Origin of the sequence: Leptospira licerasiae serovar Varillal str. VAR 010 (assembly GCF_000244755.1) — a bacterium.
Lineage (GTDB): Bacteria > Spirochaetota > Leptospiria > Leptospirales > Leptospiraceae > Leptospira_B > Leptospira_B licerasiae.
Window position 1 is genome coordinate 800,853 of sequence record NZ_AHOO02000005.1, and the last position, 21,731, is coordinate 822,583.

The 21,731-nt window shown below is 41.9% G+C and carries 20 protein-coding genes; 16 read left to right on the top strand and 4 right to left on the bottom strand.

Translation table 11 applies throughout. From position 1 onward, the window contains the following. Positions 1-143: 143 nt before the first annotated feature. From LEP1GSC185_RS04140 to LEP1GSC185_RS04155, 4 genes are all read left to right on the top strand, one after another. On the top strand, positions 144-614 hold the full coding sequence (locus LEP1GSC185_RS04140) for a GNAT family N-acetyltransferase (protein ID WP_008594477.1): 471 nt from the start codon (positions 144-146) through the stop codon (positions 612-614). A gap of 154 nt (positions 615-768) precedes the next feature. Continuing rightward, positions 769-1,578, top strand: coding sequence for an efflux RND transporter periplasmic adaptor subunit (locus LEP1GSC185_RS04145; RefSeq protein ID WP_008595848.1), 810 nt, complete (start codon positions 769-771; stop codon positions 1,576-1,578). A gap of 9 nt (positions 1,579-1,587) precedes the next feature. Next, the gene (locus LEP1GSC185_RS04150; RefSeq protein ID WP_008595338.1) at positions 1,588-2,841 is read left to right on the top strand and encodes an ABC transporter permease; all 1,254 of its coding nucleotides are present in this window, start codon (positions 1,588-1,590) and stop codon (positions 2,839-2,841) included. Then, entirely contained in the window at positions 2,838-3,554 is a 717-nt protein-coding gene (locus tag LEP1GSC185_RS04155; protein WP_008595440.1) for an ABC transporter ATP-binding protein, read from the top strand. The genes LEP1GSC185_RS04150 and LEP1GSC185_RS04155 overlap by 4 nt, the downstream gene beginning before the upstream one ends. Before the next feature lie 28 nt (positions 3,555-3,582). Here the strand turns inward: LEP1GSC185_RS04155 and gatB are convergent, their stop codons facing one another. Next, complete coding sequence (gene gatB, locus LEP1GSC185_RS04160) at positions 3,583-5,040, bottom strand: Asp-tRNA(Asn)/Glu-tRNA(Gln) amidotransferase subunit GatB (protein WP_008593731.1); 1,458 nt, start codon at positions 5,038-5,040, stop codon at positions 3,583-3,585. Between the two features lie 116 nt (positions 5,041-5,156). On the opposite strand from gatB, the gene LEP1GSC185_RS04165 reads away from it, so the two are divergent. Genes LEP1GSC185_RS04165 through LEP1GSC185_RS04175 form a run of 3 tightly spaced genes read left to right on the top strand, consistent with a single transcriptional unit; the run spans position 5,157 to position 7,350 of the window. Further along, positions 5,157-5,915 carry a ParA family protein gene (locus LEP1GSC185_RS04165; RefSeq protein WP_008595863.1) on the top strand — a complete coding sequence of 253 codons (759 nt, stop codon included), beginning with the start codon at positions 5,157-5,159 and terminating at the stop codon, positions 5,913-5,915. Beyond that, positions 5,905-6,663 carry a hypothetical protein gene (locus LEP1GSC185_RS04170; RefSeq protein WP_008594474.1) on the top strand — a complete coding sequence of 253 codons (759 nt, stop codon included), beginning with the start codon at positions 5,905-5,907 and terminating at the stop codon, positions 6,661-6,663. Before LEP1GSC185_RS04165 ends, LEP1GSC185_RS04170 begins: the two co-directional genes overlap by 11 nt. After that, positions 6,664-7,350, top strand: coding sequence for a toxin-antitoxin system YwqK family antitoxin (locus LEP1GSC185_RS04175; protein WP_008595534.1), 687 nt, complete (start codon positions 6,664-6,666; stop codon positions 7,348-7,350). Positions 7,351-7,588: 238 nt separating this feature from the next. Here LEP1GSC185_RS04175 and LEP1GSC185_RS04185 read toward each other — a convergent pair whose 3' ends face one another. Both LEP1GSC185_RS04185 and LEP1GSC185_RS04190 read right to left on the bottom strand, forming a co-directional pair. Continuing rightward, positions 7,589-8,635, bottom strand: a complete 1,047-nt coding sequence (locus LEP1GSC185_RS04185) for an LIC_10230 family protein (protein ID WP_008594030.1) — start codon at positions 8,633-8,635, stop codon at positions 7,589-7,591. 79 nt (positions 8,636-8,714) lie between these two features. Continuing rightward, entirely contained in the window at positions 8,715-9,725 is a 1,011-nt protein-coding gene (locus LEP1GSC185_RS04190; protein ID WP_008593567.1) for a hypothetical protein, read from the bottom strand. Between the two features lie 135 nt (positions 9,726-9,860). On the opposite strand from LEP1GSC185_RS04190, the gene LEP1GSC185_RS04195 reads away from it, so the two are divergent. From LEP1GSC185_RS04195 to mtaB, 7 genes are all read left to right on the top strand, one after another. Then, positions 9,861-11,234: an ABC transporter permease gene (locus LEP1GSC185_RS04195; RefSeq protein WP_008594942.1), complete on the top strand. Its 1,374-nt coding sequence runs from the start codon at positions 9,861-9,863 to the stop codon at positions 11,232-11,234. A gap of 1 nt (position 11,235) precedes the next feature. Then, positions 11,236-11,928 (top strand): ABC transporter ATP-binding protein, encoded by a 693-nt coding sequence (locus LEP1GSC185_RS04200; protein ID WP_008593648.1) that lies wholly within the window; start codon positions 11,236-11,238, stop codon positions 11,926-11,928. Between the two features lie 6 nt (positions 11,929-11,934). Next, positions 11,935-12,759 carry an ATP--guanido phosphotransferase gene (locus LEP1GSC185_RS04205; RefSeq protein ID WP_010513927.1) on the top strand — a complete coding sequence of 275 codons (825 nt, stop codon included), beginning with the start codon at positions 11,935-11,937 and terminating at the stop codon, positions 12,757-12,759. 114 nt (positions 12,760-12,873) lie between these two features. Beyond that, positions 12,874-15,414 (top strand): ATP-dependent Clp protease ATP-binding subunit, encoded by a 2,541-nt coding sequence (locus tag LEP1GSC185_RS04210; RefSeq protein WP_008594171.1) that lies wholly within the window; start codon positions 12,874-12,876, stop codon positions 15,412-15,414. Positions 15,415-15,488: 74 nt separating this feature from the next. Then, a complete protein-coding gene (locus LEP1GSC185_RS04215) occupies positions 15,489-15,914 on the top strand; it encodes a hypothetical protein (RefSeq protein ID WP_008596319.1) in 426 nt (141 codons plus the stop codon). Between the two features lie 32 nt (positions 15,915-15,946). Then, positions 15,947-16,735: a tetratricopeptide repeat protein gene (locus LEP1GSC185_RS04220; protein ID WP_008593586.1), complete on the top strand. Its 789-nt coding sequence runs from the start codon at positions 15,947-15,949 to the stop codon at positions 16,733-16,735. After that, positions 16,716-18,035: a tRNA (N(6)-L-threonylcarbamoyladenosine(37)-C(2))-methylthiotransferase MtaB gene (gene mtaB, locus LEP1GSC185_RS04225; protein ID WP_008594431.1), complete on the top strand. Its 1,320-nt coding sequence runs from the start codon at positions 16,716-16,718 to the stop codon at positions 18,033-18,035. Before LEP1GSC185_RS04220 ends, mtaB begins: the two co-directional genes overlap by 20 nt. A gap of 54 nt (positions 18,036-18,089) precedes the next feature. Here the strand turns inward: mtaB and LEP1GSC185_RS04230 are convergent, their stop codons facing one another. Then, the gene (locus LEP1GSC185_RS04230; protein ID WP_008595518.1) at positions 18,090-18,752 is read right to left on the bottom strand and encodes a class I SAM-dependent methyltransferase; all 663 of its coding nucleotides are present in this window, start codon (positions 18,750-18,752) and stop codon (positions 18,090-18,092) included. A gap of 177 nt (positions 18,753-18,929) precedes the next feature. Here LEP1GSC185_RS04230 and LEP1GSC185_RS04235 point away from each other — a divergent pair, with 177 nt between their 5' ends. Both LEP1GSC185_RS04235 and LEP1GSC185_RS04240 read left to right on the top strand, forming a co-directional pair. Beyond that, a complete protein-coding gene (locus LEP1GSC185_RS04235) occupies positions 18,930-20,579 on the top strand; it encodes a hypothetical protein (RefSeq protein ID WP_008594373.1) in 1,650 nt (549 codons plus the stop codon). Beyond that, entirely contained in the window at positions 20,576-21,727 is a 1,152-nt protein-coding gene (locus LEP1GSC185_RS04240) for a tetratricopeptide repeat protein (protein WP_008595291.1), read from the top strand. The genes LEP1GSC185_RS04235 and LEP1GSC185_RS04240 overlap by 4 nt, the downstream gene beginning before the upstream one ends. The last annotated feature ends 4 nt before the right edge of the window (positions 21,728-21,731 follow it).

Sequence of the window (21,731 nt, forward strand, 5' to 3'; positions counted from 1 at the left end):
TGCTACTTATGGAGAGGAAAATATTTCAAAAATAATAGAAAGCGGATGAAAGTTTATAAAAACTATGGGCGAGAAGGTATAATTTAGAAAATCGAAATGGACTTTAAAACGCGTAAATTGTTTTTATTCCCTCTGAAAGAAATATGCAAAAAGAAAATTTGATCAACGTAAGAACAGCCAGCCGTTCCGATTTAGAGGAACTTTCTGAATTGTTCGACCTCTACCGTAAATTTTACGGATTTCCTTCCGATCTTATCGCAGCCAAAAAGTTTTTAGAAGATAGACTCTTGCATAAAGACTCAGTTCTGATCGTTGCAGAAGGAGCAGGGGGTTTGTTAGGCTTTGCACAATTGTATCCCGTATTCTCTTCTTTATCTTTGAAAAGGGACTATATACTCAACGATCTTTATATTAGAGAAACGGAACGTAGAAAAGGAATCGCTAAAAAAATCCTTAAGGAAGTTGCCGACCATGTTACAGAGCACGGCGGTAAGGGAATGGGATTAGAAACTCACCCGGACAATCGTCATGCGAGACATCTATACGAACGTTTTGGGTTTAAATTAAACGAAGAATATTTGCACTATTATTGGGCAGTTCCTAAAGAGAAATGAAGCTTTATACTTCGATCCTGCCCCAGCCTGGCCGATTTTTTCCCTATAACTGGACTGATTATCGGCTGGATCGTCCTTTTGCCACATCTCCTATTGACCTATTGCGATAAATAGCGTAAAAGGTAATGAAGATCAAATCTGTTGGGAATTCAGAATGAGCAAGTTTCTAGCTTTTGTAAAATTAATATACTCGTCCAAAAAGCGAAGATTTGCGGCTACAGGAATCTTTCTTTTTTTAGTCTTATTACTTTCTTATGCATATATTAAAGGCAGAAAGGAAGAGGTCTCGCCGAAAGTAGGGCCGATCGTCGAGTTGGTTTATTCTCTCGGAACTGTAAAATCGGAAAGAGTTTACCATTTAAAGTTAGGCGTAACATCTTCCATTCGAAAGTTGTACGTAAAAGAAGGCCAGGAAGTAAAAGAAGGCGCAGACTTATTATACGCGGATACCGGGACCTTATTCAAAGCTCCTTTTTCGGGAACAGTAACAACTCTTCCATACCAGGAGAGTGAAGTCGTAATGCCCGGCGCTCCTATTCTTACCATCATGGATCTGAAAAGAACTTATGTTTTGCTTTCTTTGGACCAGGATTCCGTCCTGAGAATGCGACCAGGGCAAAGAGCCGAACTAAGTTTTGAAACGATTCGTGGAAATAAGCTTACCGGAAAGATCGACCGTGTGTATCCATCCGACGGGCAATTTTACGTAACTGTAGATGTGGATTCGATGCCGGAAGGAGTTTTGCCTGAGATGACTGCTGACGTTGCGGTAGAGGTGGCAAAAAAAGATAAAGCGCTCTTAGTGCCGGTAAGTGCCATCGAAAAAGGAAGGATCCATTTGATAAGATCCGGGAAAAAAATTTGGGTGGATGCGAAAGTTGGGGCAGTTGATGGAGAATGGTGCGAGATACTCGAAAACTCCGTATTAGAATCCGATTCCGTCCTTTTGAACGGAAGCCGATAGGAGATCGGTATGTTTTTTTTAGCGATCCGGCAGCTAATCAGTCGTCCTCAACAAACCTTTCTTACATTTTTCGGAATATTATTGGGCACCGCAGGTTACGTTGTTTTTTCCGGGATGATGCTCGGCTTTCAAGAGTATATTACGGATCAATTGGTGAATAACGACGCGCAGATCAGAATATCCCCGAGAGACGAGGTACTAAAGGAAGAAAGTTTTCGCGGAGTTTTTTTTCCGGGATCTTTCGTTCATTGGATCAAACCCCCATCCGGAAAAACGGACTCAACTCAGCTAACGAACGTTAAGGGATGGTTTTTGAAATTAGACCTGGATGATAGAGTTGAGGCTTACGCTCCTCAATTGAATCGACAGTTGATTTTCAAGTTCGGAAAACAGACTATTCCCGCAAAACTTTTCGGGATAGATCCTGTGCGACAAATGAAAGTTACCACAATTGGGAACTATGTTGAGAAAGGAAATTTGAGAGACCTGGACAGAGGTGGCGACGTTATTTTTGCCGGTGCCGGGCTAATAGAACGTTTAGGCGCGGAAGCCGGGGATATCATCCAAGTAGTTTCTACGGACGGAAAAATCTCAAATGTAAAAGTAGAAGGGGTGATTCGGGTCGGAAATCGGATGATAGACGAGAGTTCCGTATATGCGTCGATCCGCACAGTGCAGAGACTGACTCAGGCAAACGGTATCATCTCTGAGATAGTAGTTCGTTTAAAGGACGTCTCTATGGCGGCGGATGTTGCGACCGAGTGGTCCTTTTTGACTAGAGATAAAGTACAGAGTTGGGATCAGGCTTACGAAAGTATTCTTTCGGTATTTAAGACCCAAAACATAGTAAGGAACACTACCACGTTTACCATTATTCTGGTAGTTGCATTCGGAATTTATAATGTGTTAAATATGGTAGTGAATCATAAGAAAAAGGAAATAGCGATCTTGAGATCCCTCGGTTTTGACGAGAATGATACGATCCGACTTTTCATTATCCAAGGATTGTTATTGGGATTGGTCGGAGCTATTTTGGGACTTTTAGTCGGAGCGGGTGCCTGCTATTGGTTGGATGGTTATCCGATCGGAGGAAAAAGTACAAAAGGTCCGATCATGACGAATGTGATGAAGATCTCCTGGGATTATGGGATTTACGTCCAGGCTTTTTGCCTTTCCGTCATTACGAGTGGTATAGCGGCATATATTCCTGCAAGGTCGGCGTCAAAATTATCTCCTGTCGAGATCATTCGGGGAAGCGCATGAAACCAGATCCGAATACGATTCTCAGTTGTGATTCTCTAGTAAAATCCTTTGGAGAGCCTGCAACTTTAGCCATAAACAACGTAAGTCTTAGTATGAAAAAAGGTGAATTTGTTTCTTTGACCGGAAGGTCCGGCTCGGGAAAGTCCACCTTACTCTATATGTTAAGCGGTTTGGATATTCCGACATCCGGTAAAGTATACTTGGATGGAAAAGACCTGTTCCAAATGGAAAGTAAAGAGGCTCACCGTTTTCGGAATGAAAATATCGGATTCGTTTTTCAGTTCCATTATCTACTGCCTGAATTAAGTGCGATAGAGAATATATTGATGCCTGCGAGAAAGATCGGAGAAGAAGGTAAAAAAAGAGATTATGCTAGAAGTCTGCTGAAGGATTTCGGACTGGAACAATGCAAAGATAAATATCCGTCGCAAATGTCCGGAGGAGAACAACAAAGGGCTGCAATTGCAAGAGCACTTATTATGGATCCTGGATTGATCTTTGCTGACGAGCCCACCGGTAATTTAGATACCGCAAACGGCGATAAGACTATGGAGATCTTTAAAAGAAGGAATAAAGAGAACGGCACAACTATTCTATACGTTACTCACGATCCGGAATACGCGGCTCTCGCGGATAGGAGGATCAATATGGTGGATGGACAAATAGAATCCGATCAAAAGCAGAACTCAGGAAAGAAAAAATCTCATGCCTAAGATCTGCGTTTAATGGGTCCAACTTGGATCAGCCTTTAGGAGGCAGAGGTCCTAGTTTATCCAATAACATTTGGTTTACTAGATTCGGATCCGCTTTTCCTTTGGATACCTTCATTACGTAGCCAACGATCGCGCCGAGAGCTCTGTCTTTACCGGATTTGTATTTTTGGACTGCGTCTTCGTTTGCCGCAATTGCTTCGTCCACGATCCTTTCGATCTCTTTGTCGTCACGAACAACGATCAGATTTTTTTCGGTTACGATCGTTTCCGGATCTTTGTCGGAACCTAACATTTCTTCGAAGACTGTTTTACCGATCTTTCCGGAAATTTTTCCGTCTGCGATCAGTTTCACTAGCCCGCCTATTCTTTCCGGACCTACTTTGAATTCGGAAATAGTAATACTTTCTTTATTAACAATTCCTAATACTTCGTCTTTGACCCAGTTAGAGGTTTTTTTAGCGTCCCCGGAAACTTTGAGAGCGCCTTCGTAATAATCTGCAATCTCTCTTTCCGCGGTTAGGACTTCTGCGTCATATTTTGGAAGGCCTAGTTGTTCTACAAATCTGTCCCTTCTTGCGTCCGGAAGTTCCGGAAGGGATTTGCGGATATCTTCTACCGTTTCTTTGGTAAGAATAACAGGAGGAAGATCCGGATCAGGGAAATATCTATAGTCATGGCTCATCTCTTTGGTTCTCATTGTAAGAGTGACGTTAGAAGCCGAGTCCCAAAGTTTAGTTTGTTGAGGGAAGGTTTTTCCTTGAGAATACATATCTCTTTGCCATTCGACTTCGTAATCGATAGCCGCTTTGACTGCTTTAAAGGAGTTTAGATTTTTGATTTCCACTCTTGTTCCGAATTTGTCCGAACCTTTAGGTCGAATGGATACGTTTGCATCGCAGCGGAGTGAACCTTCTTCCATATTACAATCGGAAACTCTAATATATCTAAGAATTGATTTTAGAGCTAAAAGATAAGAATACGCTTCGTCGGAAGATCTCATTTCCGGTTCGGAAACGATCTCTATCAAAGGAGTTCCTGCTCTGTTTAAATCCACATAAGACTGAGGGATTTTGGGATCTGCAGAGTGTATTAATTTTCCGGCATCCTCTTCGATATGAATTCGTGTGAGGTTTACGGATTTAGGTTTATCTTCTCCCTTAACCGTAAAAGTGATTTTGCCGCCTTCGCAGATCGGTCTGTCGAATTGTGAAATTTGATAACCTTTTGGAAGATCCGGATAGAAATAATTTTTTCGATCGAACTTAGTATGAAGCGTAATATTGGAACCGAATGCAAGGCCGGCCATAATAGCTTTGGTCAAAACTTCTTCGTTTAAGACCGGCAAAGAGCCCGGAAGTCCCAAACATACTGAGGAGACTTGAGAATTGGGAGCGGCTCCGAACTTGGAAGGGCTATCGGAGAAAACTTTGGAATCTGTGTTTAATTGAGCGTGTACTTCCAAACCGATGATTACTTCGTATTCCATTAGGGCTCCCTTGCCTCAGTCCCGAAAGAACAGGAAATTTTTTCCTTATTCTTGAAATTTTTGAGGCTTATGGAGTTATTCTTCCAAGAGGACCAGTACGGGCAACGGATTTTTGAATGAAACAAACTCTTTGTATAGCCAATCAAAAAGGGGGAGTAGGAAAAACCACTACGTCTGTCCATCTAGCCGTCGGTCTTGCCAGAAAGGGGGAAAAGGTTTTACTCATAGACCTGGATGCCCAGAACAACGCGAGTTCCGTGTTTCCGGAATCTTTCTCTAAGGATGGAAAGGATTCATTTTTACTTTTTAGTGAGAAGGTCCCAATTCGCGAGCTGATCTCTTCGACCAGGATTCCCGGTTTGAGTTTGCTTCCAGCTTCTTCTAAACTTTCCCAGATAGATGTTCTTCTTTCCGGAAAAATGGACGGATTTTTTGTTCTAAAAGAAGCGTTAGAAACTGTTACGAATGATTTTGATTGGGTAGTGATCGATTGTCCGCCTAGTCTTTCTTTGATCACCATGAATGCATTCGTTGCCGCAACCGGACTTATTGTTCCATTACAGATCTCTAAGTTTTCGTTGGATGGAATAGAAGCGATCTTAGAAGCTAAAAATCACACTGTAAAAAGGTTTAACCCTGGGCTCAAAATTTTGGGAGCATTATTGACCTTATTCCAACAGAGGACTACGATGTCCCAAACGGTAGTTCCGATGATCGAAGAACATCTCCGTCTATTCGAATCTAAAATACCTCCTTCTGTTGCAGTCGAAGAGGCGCATCTTTTGAACCAATCTTTATTCGAATACCAGCCGAAGAACAAAACGACCAAAGCTTACCAACAATTCACGGACGAGGTTTACTCTTTTGGCGGGTAAGAAGGACTTATTAAAAAAAGCGGCAGGAGCGGCCGTCAAAAAAACATTAGGGGGAGAAGTTTCCCCGGAAGAAAAATCTAATCCTAAAGCTTCCTCGGCTTCCGAGGCGCCCGAGCAAAATTCCCAGCCCAAGGTTTCAGAACCAATTTCCACTGCTACTTCCGATCCGCCGCCATCCGGTTCAGTTCCGGATCAAGGTCCTAAATCCGAGACTTATTCTGCTCCTTCCGAATCGCCTGAAAGCCGGGAAAAACAATTGCCCAAAAAAGAGCCCATTTTCAAGCTAAACAACGGTATGAGGATAGAAGAATACACACAAACGGGACTCCGTGATTCCAACGGAAATAAAAAATGGATCCGCATTCTCGGTGTCTTCTTGGTGTTGATCCTTGTTTGGTGGATCTGGCCTTCTAAACACGAGATCTATATGGACGTGGACAAGATGACTCCGGACAAAGTTTCCGGAATGGGTTCCGAAAAAGAATACCATTTCACTCACGGACAGGACTTTTTCATTTATTATAAAAGAGGCGGTTGGTTCTCCCCGGATAAGATCAAACTTACGATCTACAAAGTGGACGAATCTAAGGAAGAGATCAGCGTTCAAGAAAAAGAATTCAAACGCAGATTCGATAAATTCCAGACCTACTATGACGATTCTTTTTTCGACGACGAAGGTTCTTACGAAGCTGAGATCAAAGACGAGAATGGAGAAATTCTCGTAACCAAAAAATTCACCATCGACTAGATGAAGTTTTCAAAATTTATAATATCCTTTCTTTGCTTCTTTACCTTCTTTTGCGAGTCCGCAGAGAGACCTCATGGTTTGCCTGCAGGTGCAAAATACGATAAAAACATGAACGCCTATATTCTGAACGAGCCGGGGCTTGCCAGGATATATTACGATAATGGAAAGTTGTATTTCGAATGCCCTTTAGATGAGAACAAACTATATCACGGGCTATGCAAATCCTATCTCAGATCCGAAGAAGGTATCTCTTCCCAAGGAAAATACGAGCACGGTTCTAAGATCGGAGACTGGGTTTGGTATTTTGCGAACGGCAAACCTTATATCAAACAAAGATTCGGGAGTCAGATCAAGGACGAATTCGCCCAAATTAACGGGGACGAAGGAAACGAAGAAGGTCCGTACGAGAGATACTATCCGGAAGGAGTCCTGGAAGTAAAAGGCAATTATAAGAACGGACAAAAGTCCGATTTCTGGCAGAAATACTTCAAAGACGGAGAATTGGAATATTCTGGGTATTATTCCAAAGGAAAAAAGATCCGCACTTGGTTCTATTATTTCCCGAACAGACAAACTGAGTCTGTCGAAGTTTTCGACGAGAACGGTAATTTCTTATCTAGAACGATCTTTTCCCCGAGTGGAAAAGTTCTCTGCGAAGTTCAGAAAAAAGAATCTCACTGCGGATAATATGGATCCTAGGCATCTCAAACTGGAGAAGTTTGCAGCCTCGGGATTTTTCATAGTCACAGTCTACTTAAGCGTATACCTTACATTGAATCATTATGCGGGAGAGGGTCTTATACTTTCGCTGTTTGTGACCCATCTCGGGATATTTATCGCGTTCAGAAGAGTATTAGATAGATTAAGCTATTCTTTTTTAGCTTTTTCTCACATTGTTCTTTGCTATTGGTTGGGTAAGAACGCCTTAGAGATTTTGTCTACTATCGATGGATGGAAACAGGGATTCTAAGATTCCAAAGTTGATCGTAAGTAGATTGAATAAGAAAAGAATAAATACGATTACCAATACCAGTACCAAAAGTATCATCAAAGCGATCCTGATAAACCTAACCTGTAGATAACTAATACCCAAGGCTAAATTTTGATAGGCGCTTAACTCTGCACTTTTTCCGAATTTGAGATAATTTCTGATATAAAATGCGGAAACGGCAATGACTGCGACTGCGATCAAGATCCCGAAAGGCTCCGAATAATTTTTTTGGAGAACGAATAGAGGAATATACACTAGATTTCCTATCAAGGTTCCTAATGCCACGATCCCTAAAAAGTGCAGAAGGGCTGTAGCAAAAGAATTGTTCCTGCCACTTTCGGATCTGAATTCAGATTCGTCTTCTCTCAGATTTTTAAGGGAATGAAAACGATCCGCTTCCTCTTTAGAGAAAAGTTTTCCGACGGTGAACATCAGATAAATCATACCTATGATCCAAGCGAACGCTAAGAACAGAGAAGGTATTACCCAGAATAAATCTTCCGTTCTTCCGGAACTTGCCGCTGCCAAAGCGATATTCGGCATACTGAATAAACCGTGAATGAAACCGAAAAAGTATAAGATCCGATTTAAGAAGGCATAGAAGAATGCCCTAAAATAAAGAGAAAGAAAAGAAGTTAGAGATAATACGGCTAAGAATACATAAAAGAAGATCTGCAATCTTTGTCCGAGTAAAACTCTTCCTAATCTGTTTTTGATCTCTTCCGGCTGGGAATCGCTTGGAAGGCTTGGATCTTCTATCTCTTTTATGATCTTTTCGGTCAGAAGCATTTGAGAGATTGCCCCACCTTGAAAATAAAATCCGGAGATAGGCTCTCTTGCTGTTCCGTCTAACAAAGCTTCCATAGTAGAAGTGTCGTTGGTGTTCAGAAAAGTAGGTTGCAGGAAAAGTTGAAAACCGCTGACCAATAAAAGTACGAAAGGAATAATGTAAGTGATGGTCAATTTAATGCGAGATTTCATATCGGATCCGTTGCTAGGGCTATGATTTTACTAAGCTGGATTCTCTCCATCCAAAAAGTTGAAAGAGAAAGACCTGAATTTAAAGTAAGAATACAAAAATCGCGATCATTCCGATACCAACAACTCCTAAAGCGATTAGTACCGTCAAAAGTAAACTAGATTCTCCCGCTTCTAAGGAAGCGCTGGATGCAGAGGATACGCTTGAGCCGCCGGATTTAGAAACCGGTTTTTCGCCGGTGTAAAGTCGGACTTTAATGGAATTTTCTTCTTCGTAAATTTTACCGAAAACGTCGTTACCTATTTTGACTACGGTTTCATTTTCCACACCTTTGTTTTCTGTGGCGACGACCGTTGCCGGAATAGGTTTAATACTTCCGTCTTCCGTTTTTAGTTTCATCGAATCTATAATTCCCATAGTAGTCGGGTCGCTTCCCGTGAGCTGTACTACGATTTGATCACCTGGTTTTAGTTGGTTTACCGGGATCCCGGAAACAGGAGAAAGAATAAATTTGAACTGAACTTTTGCGGCAGTAGGAGGAATCGAAGCATCTATCCCTGTCGGAACTCCAACTGGAATTGTGGGAAGATCTTCTTGAGCAGATGTTTCCTGAGATTCTTCGGAATCTAAAGTCTCAAAGGAAGATTTACCGGATCCTGCTTCGTCAATCTTATCACGATCAATCAAAGAATACCAAAGACTGATATCCGGTTTAGAATTTCCCATAGCCTGGTTTTGGATCTGGTTGATCAGGTATTTGATCTTGTCGTCTTCGCGTTTATTGATGTAATGAATGAGCTGCTCCATAAAATCGTCGGAGCGTCCGCTGCTTGAAAATAATTCCTGAAGTTTATTAGTGAGATTTTTAAGTTGTTTGCCTTCGTATTTGATCTTTTGGCAGACATTGGTGATGTCTTTGAAGGTGGTTCCGGATAACGGAATGTTGATCAACTCGCTGTTTCCTACGGCGACTACTTCGAATCTATCGATCCGACTGGAAACCGGATCTACGATTCCCCCAAATAAGATGTAAAGAGAGGAAGCTCCGTCCCTAGACTGGAATAATAAGGAATATACTTGTTCGGATGGCATAAAATTTCGAATGAAAGACCGATCCTACTATGAGGCCAAATCGGTATCGACTTTTTTTTGACATCCTGCATCGGAATCTGATAATTGTCAAACTAAGGAAATTTGCGGATTTGTTTAATTTCAACCGCCCAACTGATGCATTTCTTCTTTCATAGATCCCCCCTAATCCTACTTCTCACTTCCCGATATATCCGAGGATCCAGAGTTACAGGATTGCTATCGATCAAGTCCAGGATTTCGTTTATCGTGATGGCTGTCGGAGTTGCCCTTCTTATCGTAGTACTTTCCATCTTTAACGGCTTTCAAAGGCAACTTAAGGAATCCCTGTGGCAAGGTGGGGAACATATTACAATTGAAAGTAGTTCTAATGGCGGAGAGATCCGAGATTACCAGAAGATCATCAAATACATACAAAACGATCCGGACCTAAAAGACAGGATCATCTCTGTCGAAGGCGGGATTCAAAGTCACGGACTCATCCAAAGATATAACGTATTTTATCCGGTTCTTATCAAAGCGGTCGCCGTTCCAAGCGTGGACGAATTGATAGAACATAAACTTCATAATTTTCCCAGAGTTGTTCATTACGATAGAGAAGAACTCGGTCATCTGAATCGAGAGAACTATATCATTCTAGGAAAAGAAATGGAGGACCTTTACAATTTCGGTTTAGGCAAACAACTTACTTTAGCGGTCCCCGGGGGGAGGTTTTCTCTCGGAAAAGGTGTAGAAGTAAGCGTCCAGAATTTCAGAGTATCCGGATTTTTTAAAACGGGGAACTATAAGTTCGATTCTAGCTTCGTTTATATGGCCTTGCCTGTTGCTCAGAAATTTTTCAAAATGAAAGATTCCGTAAATCAGATCACTATCAAAGCAAAGTCTTTGGATGATCTTGCGATCAGCAAACGTAAACTATACAAATTATTTAACAGCTTAGAGTTCGAACAAGAGATTGATGCGGCTTCTTCTTTATCCGTAAGGACGATCGCAGAAGAACAAGAAAATCTTTTAGCGGCGTTGCAGTTGGAAAAGACGATCATCTCTATTATCGTTTTCTTATTTATTATCTTGGCTGCGCTCGGAATGGTCGCTTCCGTATATTCTTTGGTACGTGCAAAACGTAAGTCTATCGGAGTGTTAAAAGCTCTTGGACTTCCGGCTTCCGATATACTTTTGATCTTTACATTGAATGCGATGCTTGTCGGGATATTAGCTTCTTTAACCGGAGGGGTCGCGGGAATATTTTTAGCAAACTCGCTCGATAGTATTGTCGGCTACATAGAAGAGATCATCAACATGTTAGGACCTTCTTTCACAGGTTCCGATTGGACGCCTGTAGAGCTCGTTCCGAAACGAATCTATTATTTCGATAAACTGCCTGTGGACATCAATATACCTTTTATCTTTATGGTAACCACTGCTGCTACGATACTTTCCGGGATTGCCGGATACTTCCCCGCAAGATGGGCCGCAAGCCTGAATCCTGTCGATACCATAAGGAACGACTAACGTGAGTATTATTAAGATCCGAAATCTGGTTAAAAAGTATCATATCCTGGAAAAGGAATTTTCCGTGTTAGACGGATTGGATATGGATGTAGAAGAAGGACAGATCTTCTCCATCGAAGGAAAATCCGGGATCGGAAAATCCACGTTACTCAATATTCTTGGCGCAATGGACAGTTTTGATTCAGGAGATGTGGAAGTTTGCGGGATCAATCTGAACAACTTGGACGAAAAAGGAAAAGAAAACTTTCGTGCGGAGAAGATCGCATTTATCTTCCAACATCATCTTCTTCTTCCGGATTTTTCGGCTTTGGAGAATGTGAGCATCCCACTTTTGATAAAAGGTTATTCCACTTCTAAAGCGGAGAAAGAAGCGATCTCCATATTGGAAAAAGTCGGATTGAAAGAAAGGATCCATAGTCATCCTTCTCAACTATCCGGAGGAGAAAGTGCAAGAGTAGGTGTGGCAAGAGCGCTTGTTGCAGGAAAAAAACTCATTCTCGCAGATGAACCTACAGGAAACTTGGATAGAGAAAATTCCAGGAATCTAATGAGCCTGATCCAAGAACTCCAAAAGGATCTTAGATTCAGTCTAATACTAGTGACCCACGATATGGAATTGGCGGCTCTCGCTCATAAAAGAAATCAGATCTTCCAAGGAAAGCTTAAACCCGCAGTGGTCCCACAGACGGTTTAAAGGATCATGGATGGCTGTATTTATTGCGGCTTATCCCGTCTCGACTGGAAAAATCGAGGAAAGATAGGATGTGTTCATTGCATCCAGTTTTTGGGAGAGGAATATACTAAGTTTATTCCTCTCCAGGCTCCTTCCGAATGGGAGCCACCTTCTCATTTCACTGCATTTGACACTTGGGAAAAATTCAAAAAAACAAATTGGGAACAAGGTTTGTCCTATATAGATTCTCTTCGTTTGCCTTTCACGTATAGGTTTCGTATTGCTAGAAATCCGAAAAATTCCACATATACCAAACGTACCGAAAAAACGGACCAGTTCTTAAACCGGTTTTTAGAAGAGAATGATTCCCAAATCGAAGATCTGAATTCGGTAAAAAAACATCCGATCTTAGAATTAAAACAAAGAATTCCCTGGAATTCAGGGACATTAGTGATGGGAGACGAGGATCATATTCGCTGGGAATATGTGACTGATTCCCTACTTGAGTTGAACTCTGTCCTAAAATCCGATTTTTTAACGAAATTCGAGGCGAAAGATAAGTTTGATTTTCAAAAAGGGATCGGATTCATCAATTCCTGTCCTACCAACTCCGGTTTTGGAGACAAACTTTCTGTTTCAATTCCGGCAAGACTTGCGGACTCGGGAGAGATACGGGATTTCAGGCTGCCCACAGACTGGGGCTTCTATCGGGAAGAATTGAAGGGCAGATTGGTCTTTTTCCGAAAAAATTTCGGCCCAAATCGAAAAAATTCCTTTTTCAATTTGGTTTCGTATTTAGCCTTACTGGTAATAAGCGGAAAAGACGGGACAAAAGCCTCATTTGACCTGTAATCCTTTTTGGTTAACTAGTCCGATATATTCTTTAAGGGAGATTCCGGCTCCCAGTTGGAATTTGGATGCGAATACAGTCTAACCTACAGAACCCATCAGGAAGGGCGTGCAATTATGTTGGAATTTACTAAAAGAGCAAAACGAGTAATCAACGAGATCGCGCAGGACGAAGCAAAACGTCTAGGCAGCGAATTTATCGGCCCTGAACATATCTTATTAGGTTTGTTAAAGGAAGAAGATTCGGTCGCGATAAAAATACTGAATAACCTGAACATCAACCTGAACGAACTTCGTAAAGAAGTAGAGCGCAGGACCAGGGAGAACTCCGGCACATTGTTGATGGACATGGCCCAAGGACAGGATCGATACCAAAAAATTATCGAACTCTCTAAGGAAGAAGCCAAACGTCTGAAACACAACTATGTTGGAACAGAACATATTCTTCTAGCATTATTAAGAGATAATAATAATATCGCAGGTGGAGCGTTATACTCCTTTAGCGTGAATTATAATGTGATCAAAGGGGAGATACTTCGTTTATTAGGCGCTCCTCCTACTAGCACAGTGGGAGTATCCAGCCAGCCAACCGCTCAACCTGGAACTCCTCGTGCCGAAAAAACTAAAACTCCGATCTTGGACGAGTTTGCTAGAGATCTTACTCAGCTAGCCAGAGATAAAAAACTGGATCCGGTTGTAGGAAGATCCAGCGAGATCCAAAGGGTGATCCAGATCCTTTCTCGTAAAACCAAGAACAATCCGGTATTGGTCGGAGAGTCAGGAGTCGGTAAGACAGCTATCGTAGAAGGGCTAGCACTTGCGATCGTAGAGAAGAATGTCCCTGACCTTCTTTTCGAAAAACGTGTACTTTCCTTGGATCTGGCAAGCCTGATCGCAGGAACCAAGTATCGCGGAGAATTCGAAGAAAGATTAAAGAAGATCATGAAAGAAATTTCTTCTTCTAATAATATCATCATATTTATCGACGAGTTGCACACTCTGATCGGAGCGGGAGCAGCAGAAGGAGCTGTGGATGCAGCTAATATTCTGAAACCTGCACTTGCAAGAGGGGAACTGCAATGTATCGGAGCTACTACCAGCACCGAGTACCGCAAGTATATCGAGCGTGATTCCGCGTTAGAAAGAAGGTTCCAAGTTGTAAAAGTTGCGGAACCTTCCGTAGACGATGCTATCCAAATCCTTACCGGATTGAAAAAAGCTTACGAGGCTCACCATAAGGTGCGTTACTCGGATCGTGCTTTGGACCAAGCGGTTAGGTTATCTCACAGGTATATCAATGATAGATATCTTCCTGACAAAGCGATCGACATCATAGACGAAGCAGGTGCAAAAGCAAGACTTGCGAACTGTGCTCGTCCTCAAGCAGTAAAAGACTTGGAAGAAGAGATCAAATCACTTTCTCAAAAGAAAGAAGATCTGGTTCGTTCCCAAGAGTATGAAAAGGCTGCTGGAGTTCGCGATGAAGTGAACCGCAAAAAACAAGTTCTGGAAGAAAAGATCAGATCTTGGCAGGAGAAACTGGACGATTTCGCAGTTTCTATCGACGAAGACGATATTCTTTCCGTGGTATCTCAATGGACCGGAATTCCGTTACAAAGAATGGAAGAGAATGAGTCTTCCAGATTACTTCGTTTGGAAGAAGAACTCAAACAAAGAGTTGTCGGTCAGGACGAAGCAATCGAGAAGATCGCAAAATCCGTTCGTAGAGCGCGTACTGGATTCAAAGCAGAACGTAGACCTACCGGATCTTTTATATTCTTAGGGCCTACAGGAGTCGGTAAGACCGAGCTTGCAAAAGCGTTGGCTGAGTTCTTATTCGGAGACCAAGACGCTATGCTTCGTGTAGACATGTCCGAGTATATGGAACCGCATGCAGTCAGTAGATTGATCGGAGCTCCTCCTGGTTATGTTGGTTACGATGATGGCGGACAATTGACTGAGTTCGTTCGTAAAAAACCGTATTCAATCATTCTATTGGATGAGATCGAAAAAGCTCACCATGATATTTTCAACGTTCTTCTCCAAGTAATGGAAGAAGGGAACCTGACTGATACAAAAGGTCGTAAGGTAAACTTCAGGGACGCGATCATCATCATGACCTCTAACATCGGTGCTAAGGAAATTTCCAGCAGCGTAAGACTCGGATTCGAGGATCGTTCGGGAGAAGAGGACAAATACAAGTCGGACCAAGCTCGCGAACAGTTGAAAAAACATTTCAACCCGGAATTCTTGAACAGAGTGGACGAGGTTGTTTACTTCAAACCTCTCAGAAAAGAAGAGCTTATGGCGATTATGGATATCATGATCAGAGACACCAATAAGAGATTATTGGATAAGAAGATCAAGATAGACCTGACTCAAGAAGCGAAGGACCACTTTATGGATATAGGCTACGACGAGAAGTTCGGAGCACGTCCATTACGCAGAGTATTCCAACGAGAGTTAGAGGATTATATGGCAGTCCAAACCTTGAAAGGCGCTTACAAAGAGCCTACCAAGATCACAGTTGCCTTCAAAGAGGGTAAACTAGACTTCTTGGAAGAAGTTTGGACAGATTATAAACCTGCAGATCAAGGTTCAGACGGAGGAAGTTCTCCGAACAATCCGGAGCGTTCCGAAGAACCTGCGCTAGTGTAAAAGATTATTGCCCTCCTACGGAAACGAAAGGAGGGCTTTTGATCTAAAAAGGGAGACTTTCTTGGAGAAGGTGTATGCCGTACCTGATTCCCATTATATTCGTGCTCCTTTACCTTTTGGTCCGTAAGGTATGGTTCCATTTACGCAAGATCAGAACCGTCGCCGGGATCGAAAAAATTTCCCTATGTGTTTTCCAGCCTGATTTATTTCTTCCCGAGGTACGCGTCCTCTACAAATACTACTTCCAAGGCGGGGTCTATTTCGGATCCGGTTATATGCTGTTGGCGGATTTCCTCGATCAGGAGGAATACGAGATATACAGAAACTTGGACGGTTTGCCTGTTTTGGAGACCGGGGATTTTCAGATCGTATCTGAGGAAAGAATAGAACATTTCCTTTCTATACGGTATCCGAGTATAATCGTTTTCATCGACCCGGTGGAGCCATTTCATTCCTTAATTGATTGTCTAAATACAAAATCAATGGGGGTCCCCACCTAAAATTTTTCCCGCCTATAAAAAGTGACCAAAAGATGCACAAAGGAAAAATACTCCTACTTACACTGATTCTATTTGTTTTTTCTGCGGGAAATAGTTTCGCTCAGAGCGAACCGGATTATCAAACGGCATTGGCAGAATTCCAAAAAGGAAATTCTGAAAAAGCTTTAGAGATCATTCGTGTACTTCACGAACAAGGAAAAAGATCTTACGAGACTCATTACTTAGCGGCTTTCTGTCATTATAATGCAGGAAGAAATAAATCCGCAGCCACTCATTGGTCCGAAGCATTAAAACTAAAACCTGGAGATCCTGCCGTAAGTGTGGATTTTGCCAGATATTTGATCCAAGTCGGTAGGAATTCCGACGCATTAGAGATCATTTATAATTCTTACCAAGCTAATCCTAAAAATAGAGAAGTAAGACTATTATATGCGACTGCATTATTATATAATAATAAAGCTCGGGAAGCATTATATATCATAGAAAAACTAAAAGCAGAAGACGGGAACGATTATCGTCCTTTAGTTTTAGAGGCTCAGGTGTATTTCTATTTAGGAAGCGCAGAAAAAGCAGAAGTCAGTTTGAAATGGGCTCAGTCTTTAGTTCCTAATAATCCGAATGTATTAAATAATCTCGGATTAGTTTACGAAAAAGCGGGAAACCAAGAAGCAAAAAGAGGGAATATCAAAAAGGCCCTCGAACAATTAAGAAACGCTAAAGAACAATTGGAATCCGCACTTAAGATAAAACCTGATGACGAAAAAATAAAAGGTAATATCAGAAGAATAGAGGCAAGGATCAATGCCCTTTCCGCCGGGTGAAAAAAAGGTATTATTCCATACCTTAGGTTGTAGGCTCAATTTTTTTGAGTCTGACGGTCTATTCTCTTCTTTGAGTAAACACGGGTATTCCGTGGCTGCCGGGGAAGATATCCCTGATGTGGTAGTGGTCAATACTTGTACCGTCACTAACAAAGCAGATTCAAGAAATCGTAATATTATTCGAAATGCGATCAAAAGATATCCGGGAGCTCAGGTCTGGGTGACCGGCTGTTACGCACAAACAGACAAAGAATCTATAGAGTCAATTCCGGGTATCGCGGGTGTGATTGGTAACGAGAACAAATCCGATCTGCCTAGATTGATCTTAGAAAAAGAAGGTGCAGATCCTTCTCATATCCATTCTGTTTCTGATCGATTTGCCTATTCCGATGTTTTACCAAATGGACATACCAGAGCTTATTTAAAGATCCAAGACGGTTGCGATCGCCAATGTTCTTATTGTAAAATTCCTCAAGCAAGAGGCAAGGGTGTCTCCCGAAATTGGTCGGATGTGCTCGATCAAGTTTCCTTTTTACAAGACAATGGAGTAGGAGAGATCATCCTTACCGGTGTGAACCTGGGCTGGTATAGAGATGGGGAAGGCAGAAAGGCATTTCCTAAAATGCTCGAAGCAATCTTAAATAAGTTAGAATATTCGAGACTTAGACTTTCTTCTATCGAGCCGCCTGATGTGGGAGTGGAGCTTGCAGAACTTCTTACTCATCCTAGATTTACTCCTTTTTTACATATTCCTTTACAAAGTGGAAGTAAAGAAATCCTAAAAAGAATGAAACGTAGTTATACTCCTGAAACTTTCCGTAAAAGGATAGAGCTTGCCAAGTCAAAGGTTCCGGATCTATTTTTAGGAACGGATGTGATCGTGGGTTTTCCTGGAGAAACGGAACAAAACTTTGAGGATTCTACTTCTATCCTAGAAGAATTAGGTTTCTCTAAAATACATGCGTTTCCTTTTTCCGTTCGGAAAAACACTTCTGCAGAGCAATTTCCGGAAACAGTTTCTAAGGAAACTAAAAAAGAAAGAGTTCATTCTCTTATGGATCTTTCTCAAAGACTCCATCGCAAATATGCAGAAAGCCAATTCTCCAAAAAAAGAGAGGCAGTTTTGGAAAGAGGCGGGATCGCTGTTACAGATAATTATCTGAAAGCCGTGATCTCGGAGAGCGATCAAAAGAGCCTAAGCCCAGGACAGTTTTTGACCGTGGAGATCGGAGAATATATCCCCGATGAAGCAGATAAAGAAGGCAAGGTCTCTGCAAGAATCTTGGCAGCAATCGGTTAGTATTTTAGATATTTCTAAAATACCTTGCGCCAGCTGCTCTACCGGACTAATTTTTTAAGACCTGATCAATTCTTCGGAGTAAGTTTCTTCTTCTCTTAGGTCGTAATAACCGTATTCGAATTCAGGACCTGATTGGATCTCTAAACCGTATACATGTTCGCTGATTCTCACAGTTTTAACGATCTCTAGTTTATATTGCTCAGCTAAGAATTTCATTTTATCTAAGGAGATCTTGTCGTTGATCCTTGGTCCGACAGGATATTCGTTTTTGACCCAATCAAGAACGATCAATTTGCCGCCCTTCTTCATGGAACGAACTAGACCGTCCATTGCTTGGCCAGGATCCGCAAAGGTAGAAAGTACTAAAGAAGCAAAAATCACTTCTGGGACCGGGATCCATTCCGGCAACAGGGGACGGTCTGCCTTCTCCATATAAAATGGAGTAAATCTTTGGATATCTTCTCTATTTTTCCAATGGAGCACTTCGTCTAGGAAGTCCTGGTTACATTCTGCTCCCCAGACCCAGCCTTCTTTGTGGATTGATTTCAGAAGAGTTTCCGTCCAGAAACCCAGACCCATCCCGAAATCTACGATATTCTGTACGTCCTTTAGGGAAAAATGTTTCAAAACGATTTCCGGAGGAGTAAGCTCACGTCTCTTACTAGAGAGGAGGAAATTCTGATATTCTGGGTCGTAATAATATTCTATATCGTTCATTTAAATGTCGGAAGTCGTATTATGTCTTATGAATGCTTTCATTAGTCAAGATCAAACCGGAGGGAAAAGTTTCAGTATCTTGCGCATTTTATATTATTTTCCCCACATTCTCCTAAAAACCGAAGTAAAAATTTGCGTTGTAGCAACCGATAATCTAATTCGGAACCTTATTTCCAGATGAAAATTCGACTCCGGATCCTATTTATATTCTTCCTGATGGCATTAGGAAATTCTATTTATGCCCAGGATACCTTTCGTCTGGACAATGATAACGCAAGTGTAGCAAATTCCATCAACGTAGAAGTACTTAAGGATGGTAGATCCGTCCGAATCAGTTGGGAAGCTCCAAGAGAAACAGGCGAAATCATTGTGGCTCGCTCTTCTTCCATCATCGATAATCCTGAAAAATGTTATATCTCCGATTCTCTGGGAAAATTTCCGAGCGGTGTAGCTAACGGTGTGAATCAGATCTACGATTATAATCTGAAACCGGGAACTTATTATTATGCGGTTGTACTTGCGAACCATGTAAGGAAGAAGGATGTAAGATTAGTCGCGAATCGTAACTACACTACGATCCCGATCGTGATCGAAAATAACCCGCAACCTCAGACGAATTATCCTCCGACCAACACTCAGAATAATTATCCCCCAGCTACGAATACGAATCAACCTCCGCCGGAAGAGCAGAAGTATCTTTCGGATAACGCTAGAGTTACCGACATCTCTGTAAAAAGAGAAGGTCAATTCCTTCGTATTTCTTGGGAACCTTATCCTAAAGGAATTCCTGGCGAGACAATCTACACTATTTACAAATCCGCAGAACCGATGTCCAGTATGACATTGATGAGGAAAGCGGAAAAGTTAGCGGAAGTTTCTCATCCGGAAAATACTTTCTTGGATCAGGATCTGACAAAGTCGCAAACTCTTTATTACGGTGTTTCCGTAAAACAAGGTTTGAAAGAAGTTTTACCTTTAGTTCAGAACCAATCTTTTATTCGCCAGTTCTATGTCTACGATCAGGACAAGAGAAAACCTCCTAAGGAAGACGACTCTGTAGTTACGAATCCTCAATTTGCGTACGACGAAATGCACGTGAAGGATCTTAAGGCGAGTGTGGTCGATGGGGGAGTTCGTTTAGATTGGAAATCTCCTGATCGTGCCGACGAAAATACGATCTATTCCATCTACCAAGCAGGAAAACCTTTGTCAGGTGGAGTCTCCACGTTCTTAGGAGGCAATGTTAGAAAACTGGGAGAGGTTTCTCATCCGGATACTAATGTTATGGTTAAAATGAAACCATACTCTGGGACGATGTATTTCGGCGTTACTGTCAAACGAGGAGATCTAGAAGATTTTACTCTAACTCAGGATCAATCTTATGTTGCGATTGGTGGAACGAACCCTACGGATAATAATACACAAACCGCAGAGAACGATAAGCCTAACAAGAACGAACCGCAGGAAGAAGAGCAAGTTCCTCAGGATAATCAGAACAACCAAAATGTTCAGAATAATGAAAAACAGCCTCTGATCGTAGAGCAAGAAGAGCCTAGCGAAGAAGAAGTCGATAGAGTTTTAAGATCAACCTATTGGAAAAACGAATACGGAGAAGCTGTAAAACAATTGGCTCCCTATGCAAGTTCTAACGATATTGATATTAGAGGAAAAGCCAAGTTTTTCCTTGGAATGTCTTTCTATAAAAAGGGCGAATATAACAAAGCCCTAAAGTTCTTCGTACAAAAAGATACGAAAAACTATAATCCGGAACGAACCGAGTTCTGGACCAAACAATGTCTGGCCCGGATCGGCGGAGGAAGAAGATGAACCGTTCCATCATATTAGTTACAGGATTTTTATTCGTATGCGCAGGTCTTCTTACCGGGATTTACACTGCGGTGATCCAAGACACGGATTCTACAAATAAAGGGATTATCGAGAAAGTCAGGGAAGGAGAGGAATTTCTAAAACATTCCAATCCTAAATCTTCAGAAAAGGCTTTGGATATTTTTGCGGAATTATCCTCCAAGGATGTGGGTACCGATCTTTCTTTTAGGATCCAGTACGATCTTGCAACCGCTCTGGATAAGACCGGAGATAAGATGAGAGCTCTCGGTATTTTTAGAGAGTTGAACCAAAAAGAAGGTTTGGCTCGTGAAGAGAAGGCTAAGGTTTCCTACGGCCTAGGAAACCTTCTTCTTCTATTAAACAGAGACGAAGAAGGAAAAGGTCACTTGGAGGAAGTTCTCAGAACTTCCGGTGATAATAAACTTAGATCCAACGCGTTATCCGCGATTGCCGATTATTATATGAAAAAGGGCAATTACGATCAGTCCAGAAAGAACTACGTATTGGCCTTACAAGAAGATCCGGAAAACGTAAAAGCTAGGGTAAGATGGGGAAAATCTTTGCGTAGAATGGGCAAGGATTGGTCCGCTTACGATGTGTACGAAGACTATGTTCAGTCGGATGCATATTTCGATCCGGACAAAGTTGCCGTCGATAAAGAATTCCGTTCCGGACTCTTGGAGAAGGGAAGAGAATTATACGTTCGTAAAGAATATTACTCCGCTATCGAAACCTTAAAAAAAGCATTGGATATCGGTGTCAGCGAAAGAGCTAGAGAACAAGCTTGGTATTATATTGCAGAAAGTTACGATGCTTTGGGAAAATCGGAGCAAGCAATCCAGTATCTTAACAAAATTTTGGAAAATTCGGACGGGACCTTGGACCAAGCTGCAATGTTCAGAAAAGGAACCATCTATTTCAGAGGCGGAAAGTATGAGAAAGCCGCTGCGGTTTTCCAAGAATCCGCTGATAGAAATCCTGATACTCCGGTGGGTAAAAAATCCGCTGCTTGGAAGAAGGAAGCCTTGGATCAGATCGAAGACGACCTGAGATATAAGGACGGAGAAGGCGGCGGAAAAGCAAAACCAAGCGACGACGATCGTCAAGACGACGACTGGAAATATTAATAAA